13 protein-coding genes are annotated in these 14,995 nt (G+C 69.2%); 8 read left to right on the top strand and 5 right to left on the bottom strand.

All coding sequences use genetic code 11. The features are described from left to right. The first annotated feature begins 28 nt into the window (after nt 1–28). The 3 genes from EV644_RS16485 (at nt 29) to EV644_RS16475 (ending at nt 4,425) form a co-directional block, all read left to right on the top strand. On the top strand, nt 29–766 hold the full coding sequence (locus EV644_RS16485; RefSeq protein WP_241998241.1) for an NIPSNAP family containing protein: 738 nt from the start codon (nt 29–31) through the stop codon (nt 764–766). A 52-nt stretch (nt 767–818) separates the two neighbouring features. Continuing rightward, nucleotides 819–3,155 carry a glycosyl hydrolase family 95 catalytic domain-containing protein gene (locus EV644_RS16480; protein ID WP_132189151.1) on the top strand — a complete coding sequence of 779 codons (2,337 nt, stop codon included), beginning with the start codon at nt 819–821 and terminating at the stop codon, nt 3,153–3,155. A 310-nt stretch (nt 3,156–3,465) separates the two neighbouring features. Further along, nucleotides 3,466–4,425 (top strand): serine protein kinase RIO, encoded by a 960-nt coding sequence (locus tag EV644_RS16475; RefSeq protein WP_132189150.1) that lies wholly within the window; start codon nt 3,466–3,468, stop codon nt 4,423–4,425. Nucleotides 4,426–4,433: 8 nt separating this feature from the next. On the opposite strand, the gene EV644_RS16470 is transcribed toward EV644_RS16475, so the two are convergent. Both EV644_RS16470 and EV644_RS16465 read right to left on the bottom strand, forming a co-directional pair. Further along, the gene (locus tag EV644_RS16470) at nt 4,434–5,609 is read right to left on the bottom strand and encodes an alpha/beta hydrolase family protein (protein WP_132189149.1); all 1,176 of its coding nucleotides are present in this window, start codon (nt 5,607–5,609) and stop codon (nt 4,434–4,436) included. Between the two features lie 99 nt (nt 5,610–5,708). Then, nucleotides 5,709–7,364, bottom strand: a complete 1,656-nt coding sequence (locus tag EV644_RS16465) for an FAD-binding dehydrogenase (RefSeq protein ID WP_132189148.1) — start codon at nt 7,362–7,364, stop codon at nt 5,709–5,711. A 103-nt stretch (nt 7,365–7,467) separates the two neighbouring features. Between EV644_RS16465 and EV644_RS16460 the strand changes: the two genes are divergently transcribed. Together EV644_RS16460 and EV644_RS16455 are read left to right on the top strand one after the other, a co-directional pair. Then, entirely contained in the window at nt 7,468–9,381 is a 1,914-nt protein-coding gene (locus EV644_RS16460) for a DUF5107 domain-containing protein (protein WP_241998239.1), read from the top strand. Nucleotides 9,382–9,513: 132 nt separating this feature from the next. Further along, nucleotides 9,514–9,906 (top strand): DUF3592 domain-containing protein, encoded by a 393-nt coding sequence (locus EV644_RS16455; RefSeq protein WP_241998237.1) that lies wholly within the window; start codon nt 9,514–9,516, stop codon nt 9,904–9,906. A gap of 106 nt (nt 9,907–10,012) precedes the next feature. On the opposite strand, the gene EV644_RS16450 is transcribed toward EV644_RS16455, so the two are convergent. After that, a complete protein-coding gene (locus tag EV644_RS16450; RefSeq protein WP_132189147.1) occupies nt 10,013–10,663 on the bottom strand; it encodes a TetR/AcrR family transcriptional regulator in 651 nt (216 codons plus the stop codon). A 174-nt stretch (nt 10,664–10,837) separates the two neighbouring features. Here EV644_RS16450 and EV644_RS46290 point away from each other — a divergent pair, with 174 nt between their 5' ends. Both EV644_RS46290 and EV644_RS16440 read left to right on the top strand, forming a co-directional pair. Then, nucleotides 10,838–10,993, top strand: coding sequence for a phosphatidylinositol-specific phospholipase C1-like protein (locus EV644_RS46290; RefSeq protein ID WP_241998235.1), 156 nt, complete (start codon nt 10,838–10,840; stop codon nt 10,991–10,993). 98 nt (nt 10,994–11,091) lie between these two features. Then, nucleotides 11,092–11,535 (top strand): OsmC family protein, encoded by a 444-nt coding sequence (locus EV644_RS16440; RefSeq protein WP_132189146.1) that lies wholly within the window; start codon nt 11,092–11,094, stop codon nt 11,533–11,535. Between the two features lie 274 nt (nt 11,536–11,809). Here the strand turns inward: EV644_RS16440 and EV644_RS47510 are convergent, their stop codons facing one another. Then, entirely contained in the window at nt 11,810–12,964 is a 1,155-nt protein-coding gene (locus EV644_RS47510) for an FUSC family protein (RefSeq protein WP_132189145.1), read from the bottom strand. Nucleotides 12,965–13,103: 139 nt separating this feature from the next. Here EV644_RS47510 and EV644_RS16430 point away from each other — a divergent pair, with 139 nt between their 5' ends. Continuing rightward, nucleotides 13,104–13,607: a DUF5709 domain-containing protein gene (locus EV644_RS16430; RefSeq protein ID WP_132189144.1), complete on the top strand. Its 504-nt coding sequence runs from the start codon at nt 13,104–13,106 to the stop codon at nt 13,605–13,607. Here EV644_RS16430 and EV644_RS16425 read toward each other — a convergent pair. Continuing rightward, entirely contained in the window at nt 13,604–14,962 is a 1,359-nt protein-coding gene (locus EV644_RS16425) for a cytochrome P450 (protein WP_132189143.1), read from the bottom strand. The two genes, EV644_RS16430 and EV644_RS16425, sit on opposite strands and share 4 nt — an antisense overlap. Between the last annotated feature and the right edge of the window lie 33 nt (nt 14,963–14,995).

Below are 14,995 nucleotides of genomic sequence, written 5' to 3'. Positions count from 1 at the left end.
CACAGTGGCAGACGAGAGGAGCAGCCGGATGGGCGAGGAACGGCACAAGTGCTGTGCGGTGGTGGATCTGCGGCAGTACACCCTGCACCCCGGTCAGCGGGACGTGCTGATCGACATCTTCGACGAGTCGTTCGTCGAAGGGCAGGAGCAGTACGGCATGCACGTCTCTGCCCAGTTCCGCGATCTCGACGACCCGGACCGCTTCGTCTGGCTGCGCGGCTTCACCGACCTGCCGGCCCGGGCGGACGCCCTGAACGGCTTCTACTACGGCCCGATCTGGCGGAAGCACAGCGCCGCGGCCAACGCCACCATGGCGGACTCCGACAACGCTCTGCTACTCCAGCCGATCGACCTCGAGCCCGGCTATCCCGCCTTCGACGCACCACGTCCGCCTATCGGCGCGAGCGACATCCCGCCCTCCGTGGTCGCGGGTGCGGTCTACCACCGTCGCTCGCCCGACGACGGGTTCACGAAGTACTTCGCTGACCAGGTCGCGCCCGTCCTGGCCGCGACGGGTGCCGTCCTCGCGGCGGTATTCGAGACCCTCCCTGCCGAGAACAACTTCCCGGCCCTCCCACTCCGGGACGAGACTGTGCTCGCCTGGTTCGCCACCTTCCCGGACGACACCGCGTACGCCGAGCACCGGCGCCGGCTCGACGCCTCCCCGGCCTGGCAGACCGAGGTGCTCCCCGAGCTCACCCGCCGTTCCGTCGCGCCCCCGCAGAACCTGAGACTGCGCCCGACCGCGCGCTCGCAGTTCCACTAGTATTTTTCCCGCAGAAAGTAATCTGGCCGAACAGTTGCTGCGGGGACTCCTCATGAAGCACGGATCGATCACTCACGATGGCGCCGCTCCGGACTTCTTCGAGGGCGCGCTGCTGGGCAACGGCGGGCTCGGGGCCGTCGTCACCACCCGGCCCGATGCCGTGGTGATCCACTTCGGCCACAACGAGGTGTGGGACATCCGGGTGGAGGAAGGGCACGCCCCGGGGATCGGCACCTTCGCCGAGGTGTTCGCCAAGGTCGCCGCGATCGACCCGACGCTCGACGATCTGACCGACGACCCGTGGTTCGCGCAGTACAACGACCTCGTCAGGGCGAGCTACGACCTGCCGTTCCCGCGGCCGTTCCCCTGCGGCTCGCTGATCCTCGGCTTCGACCCGCGCCGGGTGGAGATGCTCGGCCACCGCCTCGATGTGACGACCGCGACCTGCACGATCTCGTTGCTCGCCGACGGTGCGCCGGTGGAGGTCGAGGTGTTCGTCGCGCGCGAGGACGATCGCCTGTGGGTCAGCCAGGCCGGTACCGCGGTATTCGACCGGATCAAGTTGCTTCCCGATCCGGTCGGGCTGATCCCGGATCCGCGGACGGGCGCGACCGGTCCTGCCCCCGAGGTGCTGCCGGCTTCGGGTCTCGGCTTCCGCCAGGTGCTGCCGGCGATCGACCCGGCCGTGGACGCGAACGCTTTCGTGCTCACGGCAACGACCAACGCTGTGCTGCAGCAGGGATCCCGGCGCGGCGTGGACGGCAAGCTCCACTCCGACGGCGCGCTCGAGCGGACCTTGGCGGACTCGGCCCACCTACGGGTCGTGGTGTCTCTGAACCATGGCGTCGAGTACGAGGCCGCGGTCGCCGGAGTGGTCGCGCTGGGCGACTACTCGGTGGATCGCGAGCGCACGACGAGGTTCTGGTCGTCGTACTGGCAGGCTTCGGCGGTCGAGCTGGCGGACGAGTTCCTGACCGAGCTCTGGTATCGCAACTCCTACTTCCTGGCTTGCGCGTCAGCCCCGGGCAAGACCTGCCCCGGGCTCTTCGGGCCATGGTCGTTCCGGCGGATCGGAAGTGACTGGCACGGTGACTACCACCTGAACTACAACGTGCAGCAGCCGTTCTGGGGCGTCTTCTCGAGCAACCACCCGGAGCTGCACGAGCCGTACGTGTCGATGGTCGACCACCTGCTGCCGATCAGCCGCGACTGGGCCGGCCGGTACTACGGTCTGCGCGGCGCGGCGTTCCCGCACTCCGCATATCCGGTGCTGATGGCAACAAACCCGTACCCCGATCCGTCCTGGGCCTGGGAAGTCTGCGAAACCCCGTGGGCGGTGCAGAGCCTTTGGTGGCACTACCTCTACACCCAGGACCTCGACTATCTGCGGGATCGCGCCTTCGGGCCGTTGAAGGAGGCAACGCTCTTCTTCGTCGACTACGTGCTCTCCTCGTCCGATCGCGGGGCGGTCGACGACGGGAAGCTCCACGTCTTCCCGACGGTGACGCCCGAGCTGTACGGACTGCGGCCCGGGTTCCGCTACAACGCCGACTGTGTGGTGGATCTGGCGCTGGGCCGCTTCCTCCTCAACGCCTTCACCGAAGCGACCCGGGTGCTCGAGCGCTCGCCCGAAGAGGCGGAACTGCTGTCCCAGGTGCAGGAGGTTCTGCTCGGCCTGGTCGACTATCCGCTCGCGGAATCCCGCGATGGTCAGGTGGTCGTGTCGACGCCGGGCGAGGATCCGGCCATCGTCTACAACGTGCCCGTGGCCGCCGTCCCGGCCTTCCCGGCCGAGCAGGTCGGCCTTGGCAGCGACCCGGCCGACCTGGAGTTGTTGCGCCGGACGTGGCGCAACCAGACGATCGAGGGCGGCAACGAACTCGTCTTCGCCGCCCTGCAGGCAGCCCGGCTGGGCATCCTCGACCTGGAACGCTTCAAGCGTGACGTCCGCTACTGCCTGCTGCCGAACGGTACTGCGACCGACCGCGTCCGCGCGGTACACGGGCGCTACGACGACACCACCTCCTTCGACTTCATGAGCCGCGGCGGCATCTGGGTGGAGAACTTCGCCCTGCCCGGGGTCATCAACGAGTGCCTGCTGCAGAGCTACGACGGCGTACTGCGCTTCTTCCCCAACTGGCCGCACGAGGTCGACGCATCTTTCACCACCCTCCGGGCGGCGGGCGCTTTCCTGGTCAGCGCGACGCTCCGGGGCGGCCAGATCGAAGAAATCCGCATCCTCAGCGAAACCGGCTCTGATCTCGCGGTCGACCTTCCCTGGCTGGGTGGCGCCGTCGACGAGACCACCTCACGCCAACTCCCCGCCGGCATCACCCGCCTGCCCTCCGCCCCCGGCCAAACCGTCGTCCTCCACCCTCTGAGCACCTGACGAACTGCTCCCGTCCTTCCAATCATTCGCCGTGACCCGCGATGCGCGTTTCGCGCCGAAGTGGGTGCTGCGCCCCTCGGGTGGGGGTTGCCCCACTGCTGTGCCAGTGGGGTAACCCCCGCGGCGGTGGCCAAGCACACCGTCCGCGCACGGTGATAAATACCTTGCGGCCGGCTGCGGGGGACTGCATGCTGGACCCACTTGTGCAGCTGCGAGTGCTGCCTGAACCGAAGGAGGGCTGAACGGATGTCCATCACTGTGCTGCGGCATGCCCGCGTCAGCCTCACTTCATCCTTCAGGAGCACATCAGATGTCTTCCGACGTCTTTCGTACCGACCACGATCTCTCTGACCCCACCGAATCCTCCGAACTCAACGACTCCAGCTGGAGCGACGCCCGCTGGGCCGAACTGGCCGGCGACGAGTCCGAACCAGATGTTGCCGACGCCTTCGTCTTCCGCTTCGACACAATCCAGGAAGAGCTGGGCCCGGACCAACGCTGGTCTACCTGGCTGGATGTCGAGCGCGGTTCTCGCGGCCCGGATCCACGGCCCCACTGGGTAGTGACGGAACAGGCCGCGATCGATACCGAGCTCGGCATCCTCAAAACCGGCAAGGAAGCCGACGTCTTCCTGCTCGAACGGGCAGTGGAGCAGATCGGCGACAACCCCGCCCGGCGCTCGCTGCTGGCCGCCAAGCGGTACCGCACCGAGGAACGCCGCTCGTTCCACCGCAGTACCTCGTACGTCGAGGGACGGCGGACCCGCAACAGCCGGGACACCAGGGCGCTGGCGAAGAAGACCTCGCACGGGCGCAGCGTCGCGGCCGGGCAATGGGCCTACGCGGAGTGGGACGCACTCTGCCGGCTCTGGAAAGCGGGAGTCCCGGTGCCGTACCCGGTCCAGGTGGACGGCACCGAGCTGCTGATGGAGTTCATCGACGACGGCGACGGCGGTGCCGCGCCGCGGTTGGCGCAGGTCCGGCCCAAGGGGGAGTTGCTCGCGTCGTACTTCGAGCAGCTCCGGGACGGGATGCGCGAGTTGGCCAGGGCGGGGTTGGCCCACGGAGACCTGTCGCCGTACAACGTGCTGGCGCAGGGCGACCGCATCGTGATGATCGACCTGCCGCAGGTGGTCGACATCGTCGGCAACCCGAAGGGGATGGACTTCCTGCTCCGGGACTGCCACAACATGTGCACCTGGTTCACCAGCCGTGGCCTGGAGATCGACGAGCAGGAGCTGTTCGCCGATCTCCTCACCATGGTGTTCTGACGGGTGATCTAACGCGCGATCGCCTTCTGCAGTAGGGGAACCAGCGGCACCAGCTGGTCGGGGTGGGCGTCGACGAGACCGTCGACGTGGTTGCCTGCCTCGACCCGCTGGTACGTGAACAGCCGGGATCTCCCCGCCTGCCGGACCAGGTCGGCGTACACGTCGGAGTCCTGCGTGATCGGCAGCAGGCTGTCGAGCGTGCCGTGGAACGTGGTCAGCGGCCTACCGATCTTCCCGGTCAGCGCGATCCGTCGTACGGCCTCCTGCGCGGCGGGGCGGGACGCGTAGTCGTAGTCGGCCTCGGTTCCGGTGTACGTCGGGTCCAGCTCGGCCGCGTAGATCCGCTGCGTGAGCTTCCAGTAGACCGTGTAGTGGAAGTCCCAGAGGAAGTCCGACCGAGGATCGAAGCCCGCGGCAACGATCTGTGCGGGTGAGTGCTGCTCGTAGCCCTTGATCGCCGGCGGCAGGAAGTTCAGCAGGTTCGGGCCGTTGGCGGTCCACAGCGTGCCTTCCAGCTCCACGCCACGGGTGTAGAGCTCCGGGTGGTTCTCCAGTTGCCAGCGAACCAGGTAGCCGCCGTTCGAGATGCCCGCGGCCACCACCTCACGCGGCGCGCGGCCGTAGCGCTGGGCGACGACTGCCCGCGCGGCCCGGGTCAGCTGCGTCGTCCGCTGATTCCACTCGACGATCGCATCGCCCGGCTTCACCCCGTCGGTGAAGAAGTTCGCCCCGGTATTCCCCTTGTCGGTCGCCGCGAACGCATACCCCTTCGCAAGCACCCAGTCCGAGATCGCCCGGTCATTCGCGTACTGCGCTCGCACCCCGGGCGACCCCGCCACCACCAGCCCGCCGTTCCACTTCTCCGGCAGCCGGATCACGTACTGCGAATCGTGGTTCCACCCGTGATTGGCATTCGTCCGCGAGGTGTCCGGGAAGTACCCGTCGATCTGCACCCCGGGCACCCCCGACTGCTGAGGCAACCCCGCATGCGTCAGCCCTGCGTAGTCGGCCGGATTGGTATGCCCCGACGCGACCGTCCCCGCCGTCGTCAGCTCATCCAGACAAGCAACAACCTGGTACTCCGCCCCTGGCACCCGCAGCCGCGGACACCCATGAGCCTCGGCGGGCAAGGTGAGACCACCAGCCAGGCACAACACGGCAACAGACAAAGCGAGGCGGCGCATAGGAGGTCCTCCCAGAGTTGGCTGCGCGCAACGCTAGAAGGCCGGCCGACTCACGGACAGGGGATCACGCCACACAAGAGCCCGTGCGCGGATGGGCCGTCAGGACACCGCCTTGGCCGCGGCGCGCCCCGCAGTACGGCCGGTGAAGATGCAGCCGCCGACGAAGGTGCCCTCCAGGGAGCGATAGCCATGGATGCCGCCACCGCCGAAGCCGGCCACCTCGCCTGCCGCGTAGACCCCGGGCAGCGGGGTCCCGTCGGCCCGCAGTACGCGGGAGTCGAGGTCGGTCTGGAGCCCGCCGAGGGACTTGCGGGTCAGGATGTTGAGCTTGACCGCGATCAACGGTCCCGCCTTCGGATCGAGGATCTTGTGCGGCGACGCCACCCGGATCAGCTTGTCGCCGCGGTAGTTGCGGGCGCCGCGCAGCGCGGTGATCTGAAGATCCTTGGTGAAGGTGTTGTCCATCTCGCGGTCCCGGGCCTTGATCTGCCGCTCCAGGTCCGCGAGGTCGATCAGGTCATTGCCGGCCACCTCGTTCATCCCGCGGACCAGGTCGGCCAGGTTCTCCCGGACGACGAAGTCGGCGCCCTTGTCCATGAACGCCTGCACCGGCGCGGTCGCACCGCCGCGGGCCCGGCCGAGCACGCCGCGGATGTCCTTGCCGGTAAGGTCCGGGTTCTGCTCCTGCCCGGACAGGGCGAACTCCTTCTCGATGATCTTCTGGGTCAGCACGAACCAGCTGTAGTCGTAGCCGGTCGTCATGAGGTGCTCGAGCGTGCCGAGGGTGTCGAAGCCGGGGAACAGCGGCACCGGCAGCCGCTTGCCGGTGGCATCGAACCAGAGCGAGGACGGCCCGGGCAGGATCCGGATCCCGTGCATCGGCCAGATCGGGTCCCAGTTCCGGATGCCCTCGGTGTAGTGCCACATCCGGTCGCGGTTCACGTACCGGCCGCCGGCCGCCTCGGTGATCCCCAGCATCCGGCCGTCCACGTGCGCCGGTACGCCGGAGATCATCTCCGTCGGCGGCTTACCCATCCGCGCCGGCCAGCTCGACCGGACCAGGTCGTGGTTGCCGCCGATGCCGCCCGAGGTGACGATCACCGCCTGCGCCGTGAGCGCGAAGTCCTCGACCTCGACCCGCGAGCTGGCCACGCCGCGGGCGACGTCACTCGGCTCGAGCACCTTGCCGGAGACACCGTCGACGACGCCGCCCGTCACCGTCAGCTCGTCCACCCGGTGCCGGAACCGGAACTCCACTAGCCCCTTGGCGACCCCCTCGCGGACCCGGCGCTCGAACGGCGCGACGAGACCCGGGCCAGTTCCCCAGGTGATGTGGAAGCGTGGCACCGAGTTGCCGTGGCCGTCGGCGTTATACCCGCCGCGTTCGGCCCAGCCCACTACCGGGAAGAGCCGCACGCCCTGGGCATGCAGCCACGGGCGCTTCTCCCCGGCCGCGAAGTCGACATACGCCTCGGCCCACTGCCGCGCCCACTTGTCCTCGTCGTCCAGCCGGTCGAACCCGGCCGAGCCGAGCCAGTCCTGCAGGGCGAGGTCACGCGAGTCTTTGATGCCCATCCGGCGCTGCTCGGGCGAGTTGACGAACAGCAGCCCGCCGAACGACCAGAACGCCTGGCCGCCGAGTGATGCCTCCGACTCCTGGTCGAGCAGCAGCACCTTCTTGCCCGCGTCGGCCAGCTCCGCCGTGGCGGCCAGCCCGGCCAGCCCCGCGCCGACGACGATCACATCCGCGTCCATCAGTCCATCCCCTCACCGTCCGGTGGAGTCCATGTATAGCGGACACCGGACCACGATGGACGGACGATGGACGGACCTGCTCGAACTTGCAAGAATCAAGGCTGTGACGACCCTTTCCGCGCAAGAGCTGACCCTGCCCGCCGCCTCCCTGGGAGACGAGAACCCGCTGCCGCCGCTCCGCAGCCAGCAGGAGATGCACCAGGTCGAGAACTCCGACGACCTGCCGCCGGACATGCGCGACAACATCGGCTACGGCCGGCTGGCCAGCACCCTGCCCTGTTTGGACCAGGACGGCTACGACCGCGACCTGGTCGACCGCGCACTGCCGTCGCTCGTGCTGGAGAACGACAACCTCCGCGCGACCGTCCTCCCCAGCCTTGGTGGCCGCCTCTACTCTCTCGTGCACAAGACCTCCGGCCAGGAGCTGCTCTACCGCAACCCCGTCCTGCAACCCGCGAACCTCGCCCTGCGCAACGCCTGGTTCGCCGGCGGCGTCGAGTGGAACCTCGGCAGCACCGGCCACTGGACCGGCACCTGCTCACCCCTGCACGCCGCCCAGGTCGACGGCCCCGACGGCACCCCCATGCTCCGCCTCTGGGAATGGGAACGCACCCGCAACCTCGTCACCCAACTCGACTTCTGGCTCCCCGAAGACTCCGAACACCTGTACGTCGGCGCGCGGATCCAGAACCCGTCGAGCGAGGAGGTCCCGGCGTACTGGTGGTCCAACATCGCCGTCGAGCAGTCCCCGGAGACCCGGGTGCTCGTGCCCGCGGACCAGGCCTGGCGCTTCGGCTACGGCAACCGCCTCGACCTGGTCGGCGTACCGGAGTACGAGGGGTTCGACCTGACCTACTCGATGCGGCACAAGCGAGCCGTCGACTTCTTCTTCGAACTGCCGCCCGAGGAGCGCCCCTGGATCGCGTCACTCGATGCTGAGGGCAACGGTTTGGCGCAGGCGTCGACGCAGCGGCTGCGCGGCCGGAAGCTGTTCGTCTGGGGCGAGGCCAAGGGCGGCCGCCGTTGGCAGGACTGGCTGTCCCCCGGACTCGAAGGCGCCGGGTACGCCGAGATCCAGGCCGGCCTGGCCCGGACCCAGATGGAACACGTCAAGTTGCCAGCAGCAACCAACTGGCACTGGCTCGAGGCCTACGGCCGCCTGTCGGTGGACCCCACCACAGCTCATGCGGACGATTGGAAGACCGCCCGCACCGGAGCGAGCGCAGTACTGGAGTCGGTGCTCGCAGCGTTGCCGGATCGCGAGCAAGAGTGGTTGACCATCGCGGACGCCGAGCCGACGCAGTCGCTCGCAACCGGGTCAGGCTGGGGTGCGCTGGAGTTGCGGCGGACCGGCTGGAAGGTCTCCAGCGGGACCCCGTTCACAGAGGACACCATGACCGAAAGAGAGCGTGCCTGGCTGCCACTGCTGGACGGACACCTCCCCGAGACCGGGACCGACCAGACACCGGACGGGACCCTGGTGAGCTGGAAGGATCTGCTGGAATCAGCCGATGACGACAACTGGCTCGTCTGGTACCACCGCGGTGTCGCCCGCTGGTACGCCGGTGACGGGGCGGGCGCCCTCACAGCCTGGGAGACCTCCCGGACGAGGCAGCCGAACGCCTGGGCGAGCCGCAACCTCGCGGTCTGCACGAACAACCTCGCCGACTACGAGCAGGCGACCGAGTTGGCCCCGGGCAGCGTGGTGCCGCTGATGGCCGAGGCGATCAACGCCTGCCTGGAAGCCGGCGAGAACTCCCGCGCCGAGGAGATCTTCCATCGCGTCGCGCCGGAGGTCCGGGACGACCCGCGGCTCCGGCTCGCCCGGGTCCGGTACCTCCTCCAGACCGGTGACCCCGCCGGTGCGGAAGCCCTGCTGGACGAGGGCATCGAACTGGCCGGAGTACGGGAGGGAGCGAACCCGCTCGCGGAGTACTGGCAGCGGGTGCAGCGCGACCTCGGCACCGGGCGGCCGGTGCCCCCGCAGTACGAGTTCGGCATGTTCGGCGACAACTGAAACTCATTTGTCAGAACCTGGGAACCTGCGACCCCCAGGTGGCGTCTCACCGTTTGTGCGGGAGGGCCCGCACAAGGCAGTTTCGGAACGACGACCGCGTCGCTAGCGGGCGGCGCGTCGGGGGTGAGTGCCATGTTGACTATCGTTGTAATCGGTGGGTTCGGCCTGGTGCTGCTGGTCACGGCATGCATCGTGGCGGATGTTGTTGCGGGTGTGAAGCGCAGCGGCGACGGAGTGGAGAAGACGGCGGGGCGAGTCACCCGGGTGCGGGGACCGGTGCGCGGTCAGTTGGACAGCGGTACGACGGCGGAATGCCTGGAGATCACTGTCGAGTACTACACGCGACACGGCGAAGGCCCGTTCGAGGTCCAGCGGATGATCCCGCTGGCGTCGGCGAGCAGCTACGTCAAGGACGACAGGGTGATCGTCAGCTACGACATCCGGGCGCCTCGTCGGGCCAGGATCGCGGGCAAGGTGAGCCACTGGCCGCAGTTCGGCCCGAGGTCACCGGTTCCGCTGCCCTAGATCATTCCTTCAGCCGGGGCTGTCACACGGGCAGAGCCGGCGCCCCTCGATCCCTCGCCCGGGTGGCGGGGGTCTTCTGATTTTGTCAGCCCTGCTCGAGCCGGCCTCAAGGGAGGTGAGGCTCGAGCAGGCGGTGGAGGGCCGGCCGGCCCTGAGCCAGCACGTACTCCACGTCGTCCGCGGGCAGGCGTTCGGCCAGGTGGGACAGGGCCTCGCCCATCGCGATGGTCAGCGTCACCGACAGCCGGAACTCATGGCTGTCGCGGGCGCCGAAGCGCAGTACCAGCAACTCGGCGAACTCGCCGGCGTGCTGGTCGTCGAACTCGCCAGGCGTCGCCTCCAGGTCCGGATCACCCAGACCACTCAGCACCACCGCCCGGAAGCCGGGGTCGGTCCGGTGCATCTCGCGGAACGTGTCCAGGGTGACGTCGACCGCCTCGCGCCAGTCCGCCACCGCGGCCAGACGCTCGCGGACAGCCTCGGTGTAGCGGTGCTGGTTGCGCCGCTCGATCGCCTGGATCAGGGTCCGCTTGTCCGGGAAGTACCGGTAGACGCTGCCGACCGCGATCTCCGCGCGGCGGGCGATGCTGCTGGTCGAGGCGGCGTCGTACCCACGCTCGACCACCTCGGCGCAGGCGGCGTCGAGGATCCGCTCGACCTGGCGGCTCGCGCGGTCCTGGGTCGGGGTCCGGCGCAACGGGTACGCCGTGCCGCTGTCTGCTGCCGGATCCTCGCCGGCAGAAGAAGGGGTGACCATGGGGCCATTGTGCACGCCGAGGGGGACAACGTTGCCACTCCTGGAGCGTTCACCTCGATGACAGTTCGATGCAGGCTGCAGGTGACCTGAACCTGTTCTACTCGCACGCCTCGATCCCGCCGCAGTTGCAGGAGCAGAACATCCGCGCGCAACCAGGCCGAGATCCAGCGGCTGGTGCGCAAGGGCTACCTGGTCCGCCCCGGGTCGGACGAGCCGATGGCGACGGTGCTGGCGAACGAGACCAGCCGGATCGGGATCGCGCTCGAGCGGTGCCCAGTGGGTCACCACCGACTTCCCGGTGGCGGGGATGACCGCGCGGTACGACAGTGACTTCCTCGCGAAGCTGCCTGGGGACACCCCCGTACGATGCAATCCCGTGGCGGCGCCGTCCTGGTGCCGGGGGAACGTCTCGGAGAGGTGACTCGAAAATGTCGGAGCACGTGGCCGCGATCAGCTGGAGCCGTGGTGAGCACGAGTTCACCTACCAGACCTACAGCCGCGACCACGAGTGGCGCTTCGACAACGGGGTCACCGTGCCCGGGTCGGCCAACCCGGTCTACCTGGGCAACGAGGCGAGGGTCGACCCCGAGGAGGCGTTCGTGGCGGCGCTGTCGTCCTGCCACATGCTGACCTTCCTCGCCATCGCGGCGAAGAAGCGGCTGGTGGTCGACTCGTACGTCGATCGCGCGGTCGGGGTGATGGAGAAGAACGAGGCCGGCCGGATCGCGATCACCCGGGTGACGCTGCACCCCGAGATCACCTTCGCGGGCGAGACCCCGGACGAGGCGACGCTGGAGCGGATGCACCACCTGTCCCACCAGGAGTGCTTCATCGCGAACTCGGTGACCACCGAAGTACTGGTTGAGAAGTAGCGGCTGGAAATGACGAAACCACCCTGCTGGCTGCCCTGAGCCTCGCGCAATCGGCGTCAGGACAGCCAGCGGGTGGTTCTGTGTGCTCCGCGTGAGCGGGGCACTGGCGACGGAACAGGCGACGCCTCGCATCAGGGCGCCTCGTGCGTTATGCGAATTCCGTGCGGTCTACCTCGGCGGGGAAGACCGTCCGGGTGCGCCGCCACCGTCATGCCTGTGAGACGCACCGCGGCGCCGGCTATGACGGGGATCCGGCAAACCGTTCTGGAGTGACCTACTTCTCATCCAGCCCGTCGTGCCGGAGCGGGACGAGCTCACGCGCTTCGTCGTATGTCGTACCGGTCAGTTCGAGCAGGTCGACGATGGTCGAGCGGATCTGGCCGAGGACGACCACCGCGGACAGTCCCGGGGGCGTCGGCATCACGGCGGTACGGCGGCCGAGCTCGCCCAGGACGCGGTGCGCGGCGACGTCGGCGGCGGGCTCGAAGAGGGATTCCGCGATCAGCCGGGTGCCGTCCGCGAGCCGGTCCAGCAGCATCGGGTACTCGTCGGGCATCCGCTCCTCGCGCCAGACGGAGACCGCCACGCGGCGGACCAGGACCCGGATGTTCCGGATCGCCCGGTCCAGCGGTACGACCAGGTCGGCGACCTCCTGGACCCGCCCGCGGTGCCGGCGGCGGAACGGCGACATCCGGACCACGGCCACTCCTTCGTCGGCCGCGCTGCGGAGGTCGTCCAGCAGGGATTCGCTGTCCCGGGCTCTTCTGAGCGCGTCGGTGACAGCCTCTTCGTCGCCCGCCTGGAGGCCGTCGGAGGCCTCGATCAGGATCTCCGCCAGCTCGTTCAGCACCCCCGAGGCTTGTTGCCTCGGGCGACGAATCGCGGCGGCCGGCGCGATCGTCGCCGCGGCCAGTGCCACCACGCCGCCGATGACAGCGTCCAGCCACCGGCTGAAGCCCGCGCCCGGATCCGGCAGCAGGGTGGTCACAAGCGCCGCCTGTACGCCGGCCTGGGTGGTCATCAGGTTGCCCGCGCCGAGCAGCACGGCGACGCTCATCGCGAGGGCGACCACGAAGACGATCTGCACGACGCCGGTGCCGAAGAGCTTCACGAACAGGTCGCCGACCCCGACCCCGACGGCGACGCCGACCATCACCTCGGTGACCCGGCGCAGCCGCTGTCCGAAGCTGAACCCGAGACAGACCATCGCCGCGACCGGCGCGAAGAACGGCTGCGCGTGGCCGACGACGTACCGGGCCAGTGCCCAGGCGGTGGCGGCGGCCAGGGAGCACTGGGCGATGAAGAACGCGCGGTCGCGCCAGCGGTCCAGCCGCCGGTTAACGGACGCCTTCGAGCGGCGCGCGGCCCGCGGTGCGATGTCGTCCCGCAGCTCACGGAGCTGCGCCATCGTCAGCCTGACCGGGTCCATCACCCCATCATCGGGGATCACTCCACGCTCGGACCCGACGGCACCAGGGCATGGACGGGGGACGGCGGGCGCGGGCTCCGGCACCGGGGCGCCGGGTGCCGCCTTGCTTCCCACCGCCCGGACAGCGAAGGTTGGGGGCATGACCGAGAACAACCGTGAGGACTACGGCAGCTACAGCGTCGACGACGAGGACCAGCTGCAGCCGGAGGACACCCTCGACAACCGCGGCGTGGACGACCTCCTGGACGAGGGCTACTCGCCGCCGGAGAAGTGGTCCGCGGGTGAAGGCTTCGGCAGTACGGCGGAGGAGGCGCTGGAGGGGGAGACGCTGGACCAGCGGATCGCCCAGGAGGAGCCGGACGTGGACCCGTACGCCGAGGACGGTGAGAACGTCGGCGGCCCGGAGGTCGGCGAGGTGCGCTCCGGCCGCCTGGTCGCGCCGGACGAGGGCGCCCACTCCGACGACGAGCAGGAGCTGGTCGCCGAGGACGTCGGCTTCGACGGTGCGGCGGCGAGCGCCGAGGAGGCGGCCGTGCACGTGGTGGACGACGACGAGCCGTTCGAGCTGGACGACGAGGACGACACCGACCTCGAGGACGTCCGCGACGTCGACCTGGGCGACGTCGGCGACCTCGAGGACTAGGGCGTGTCCGACAGGCCCTGACCGACTCGGCGCTCCGCCACGATCTCGCAGCCGCGGGACGGGACCAAGGTCACGTTCCGCGGCTGCGCTGTCTCCGGAGCCCCCCGTACCGCGCGGACGCCGTACCGGGTGAGGGTGGCGCGGAGGATCTCGGTCGCCTCCAGCAGGGAGAAGCCGGCCCCGATACAGCGCCTGGCTCCGCCGCCGAACGGGATCCAGGTGCCGGGAGCGGGCGGGTTGTCGCCGAGGAACCGGTCGGGCCTGAACTCCAGCGGCTGCGGGTAGTGCTGCTCGTCGGAGTGCAGGAGTCCCATCGCCGGCATGATCGTGGTCCCGCGCGGCAGCCGGTAGCCGGCGATCTCGACGGTCTCCGTCACCCGGCGGCCGACCTGGTACACGACCGGGTGCAGCCGCATCGACTCCTTGGTGATCGCCTCCAGCCGGTCGTCATCACCGGCGTCGGCGGCCCGCTGCCCGGCGGCGAGCTCGTCCGGCTTGCGGGCCAGCTCGTGGAACGCCCAGGCCAGTGCGGTCGCCGTGGTCTCGTGTCCAGCCAGTAACAGGGTGACCAGCTGATCGCGCAGTTCGACGTCCGACCAGGTGCCCGCGGCCAGCAACTTGGAGAGTACGTCGTTGCGCTCGGCAAGGTTCTCGGAGTTCCGCCGGGCCGCGATCTCGGCGTACAGGATGTCGTCGAGGCGGCGCTGGATGCGGAGGTAGGTGCGCCACGGTGGCAGCCGCAGCAGGCGGGGGTAGAAGCCGCCGAGCATGATGATCGGGCGGACCGAGACGACCCGCTCGACCAGTGGGCGGAGTTGCTCCAGCCGGTTCTGGTCGGTCACGCCGAAGACGACCTGCAGGATCACCTCGAGGGTGAGGGTCCGCATCCGGTCGTGCAGGCGGAAGGGTTCGCCGACCGGCCAGGACTGCACGTCGTGCTCGGCGAGGCGCGCGATCATCTCCGCGTACCCGCGCAGGGCCTGGCCGTTGAAGGCGGGCATCAGTTGCCGGCGCATCCGGGCGTGGTCGTCGTCGTCGATCAGGAGCAGCGAGTGGTCGCCCATGATCGGCTGCAGCACGGTGTTGCCCTCGCCGGCGTGCATGATGCCCGGCGGGGTGGTGAACACCTCGCGGATGTGCTCCGGCCGGCTGAGCACCACGACGACCCGGCTCGACGGGACCAGCCGGATGGTGAAGACGTCGCCGTACCGCTCGCGCATCCGCGGGAAGAAGGTCATGCGGTGCCCGGCGAACAGCACCGTCTGGGCCAGCGTCGGCAGCCGCGGGCCGGGCGGTAGGGCGCGGGCCGTCTCCCGGTCGAGGGTTCGCGCTCCGAGCAGAGGCGTCCGTGTCATGCCAGCTCCCGAGGTCGGCAACGTCGGCCCCAC

The organism is Kribbella orskensis, assembly GCF_004342085.1.
GTDB classification, from domain to species: Bacteria; Actinomycetota; Actinomycetes; order Propionibacteriales; family Kribbellaceae; genus Kribbella; species Kribbella orskensis.
This window is presented reverse-complemented; position numbering and strand designations above follow the sequence as displayed.

Excerpts from the sequence above, each read along its gene's own strand:
- EV644_RS16465 (WP_132189148.1), bottom strand. The coding sequence starts at position 7,364 with ATGGACGCGGATGTGATCGTCGTCGGCGCGGGGCTGGCCGGGCTGGCC.
- EV644_RS16480 (WP_132189151.1), top strand. The coding sequence starts at position 819 with ATGAAGCACGGATCGATCACTCACGATGGCGCCGCTCCGGACTTCTTC.
- EV644_RS16430 (WP_132189144.1), top strand. The coding sequence starts at position 13,104 with ATGACCGAGAACAACCGTGAGGACTACGGCAGCTACAGCGTCGACGAC.
- EV644_RS16440 (WP_132189146.1), top strand. The coding sequence starts at position 11,092 with ATGTCGGAGCACGTGGCCGCGATCAGCTGGAGCCGTGGTGAGCACGAG.
- EV644_RS16425 (WP_132189143.1), bottom strand. The coding sequence starts at position 14,962 with ATGACACGGACGCCTCTGCTCGGAGCGCGAACCCTCGACCGGGAGACG.
- EV644_RS47510 (WP_132189145.1), bottom strand. The coding sequence starts at position 12,964 with ATGGACCCGGTCAGGCTGACGATGGCGCAGCTCCGTGAGCTGCGGGAC.
- EV644_RS16455 (WP_241998237.1), top strand. The coding sequence starts at position 9,514 with ATGTTGACTATCGTTGTAATCGGTGGGTTCGGCCTGGTGCTGCTGGTC.
- EV644_RS16485 (WP_241998241.1), top strand. The coding sequence starts at position 29 with ATGGGCGAGGAACGGCACAAGTGCTGTGCGGTGGTGGATCTGCGGCAG.
- EV644_RS16450 (WP_132189147.1), bottom strand. The coding sequence starts at position 10,663 with ATGGTCACCCCTTCTTCTGCCGGCGAGGATCCGGCAGCAGACAGCGGC.
- EV644_RS16470 (WP_132189149.1), bottom strand. The coding sequence starts at position 5,609 with ATGCGCCGCCTCGCTTTGTCTGTTGCCGTGTTGTGCCTGGCTGGTGGT.
- EV644_RS16475 (WP_132189150.1), top strand. The coding sequence starts at position 3,466 with ATGTCTTCCGACGTCTTTCGTACCGACCACGATCTCTCTGACCCCACC.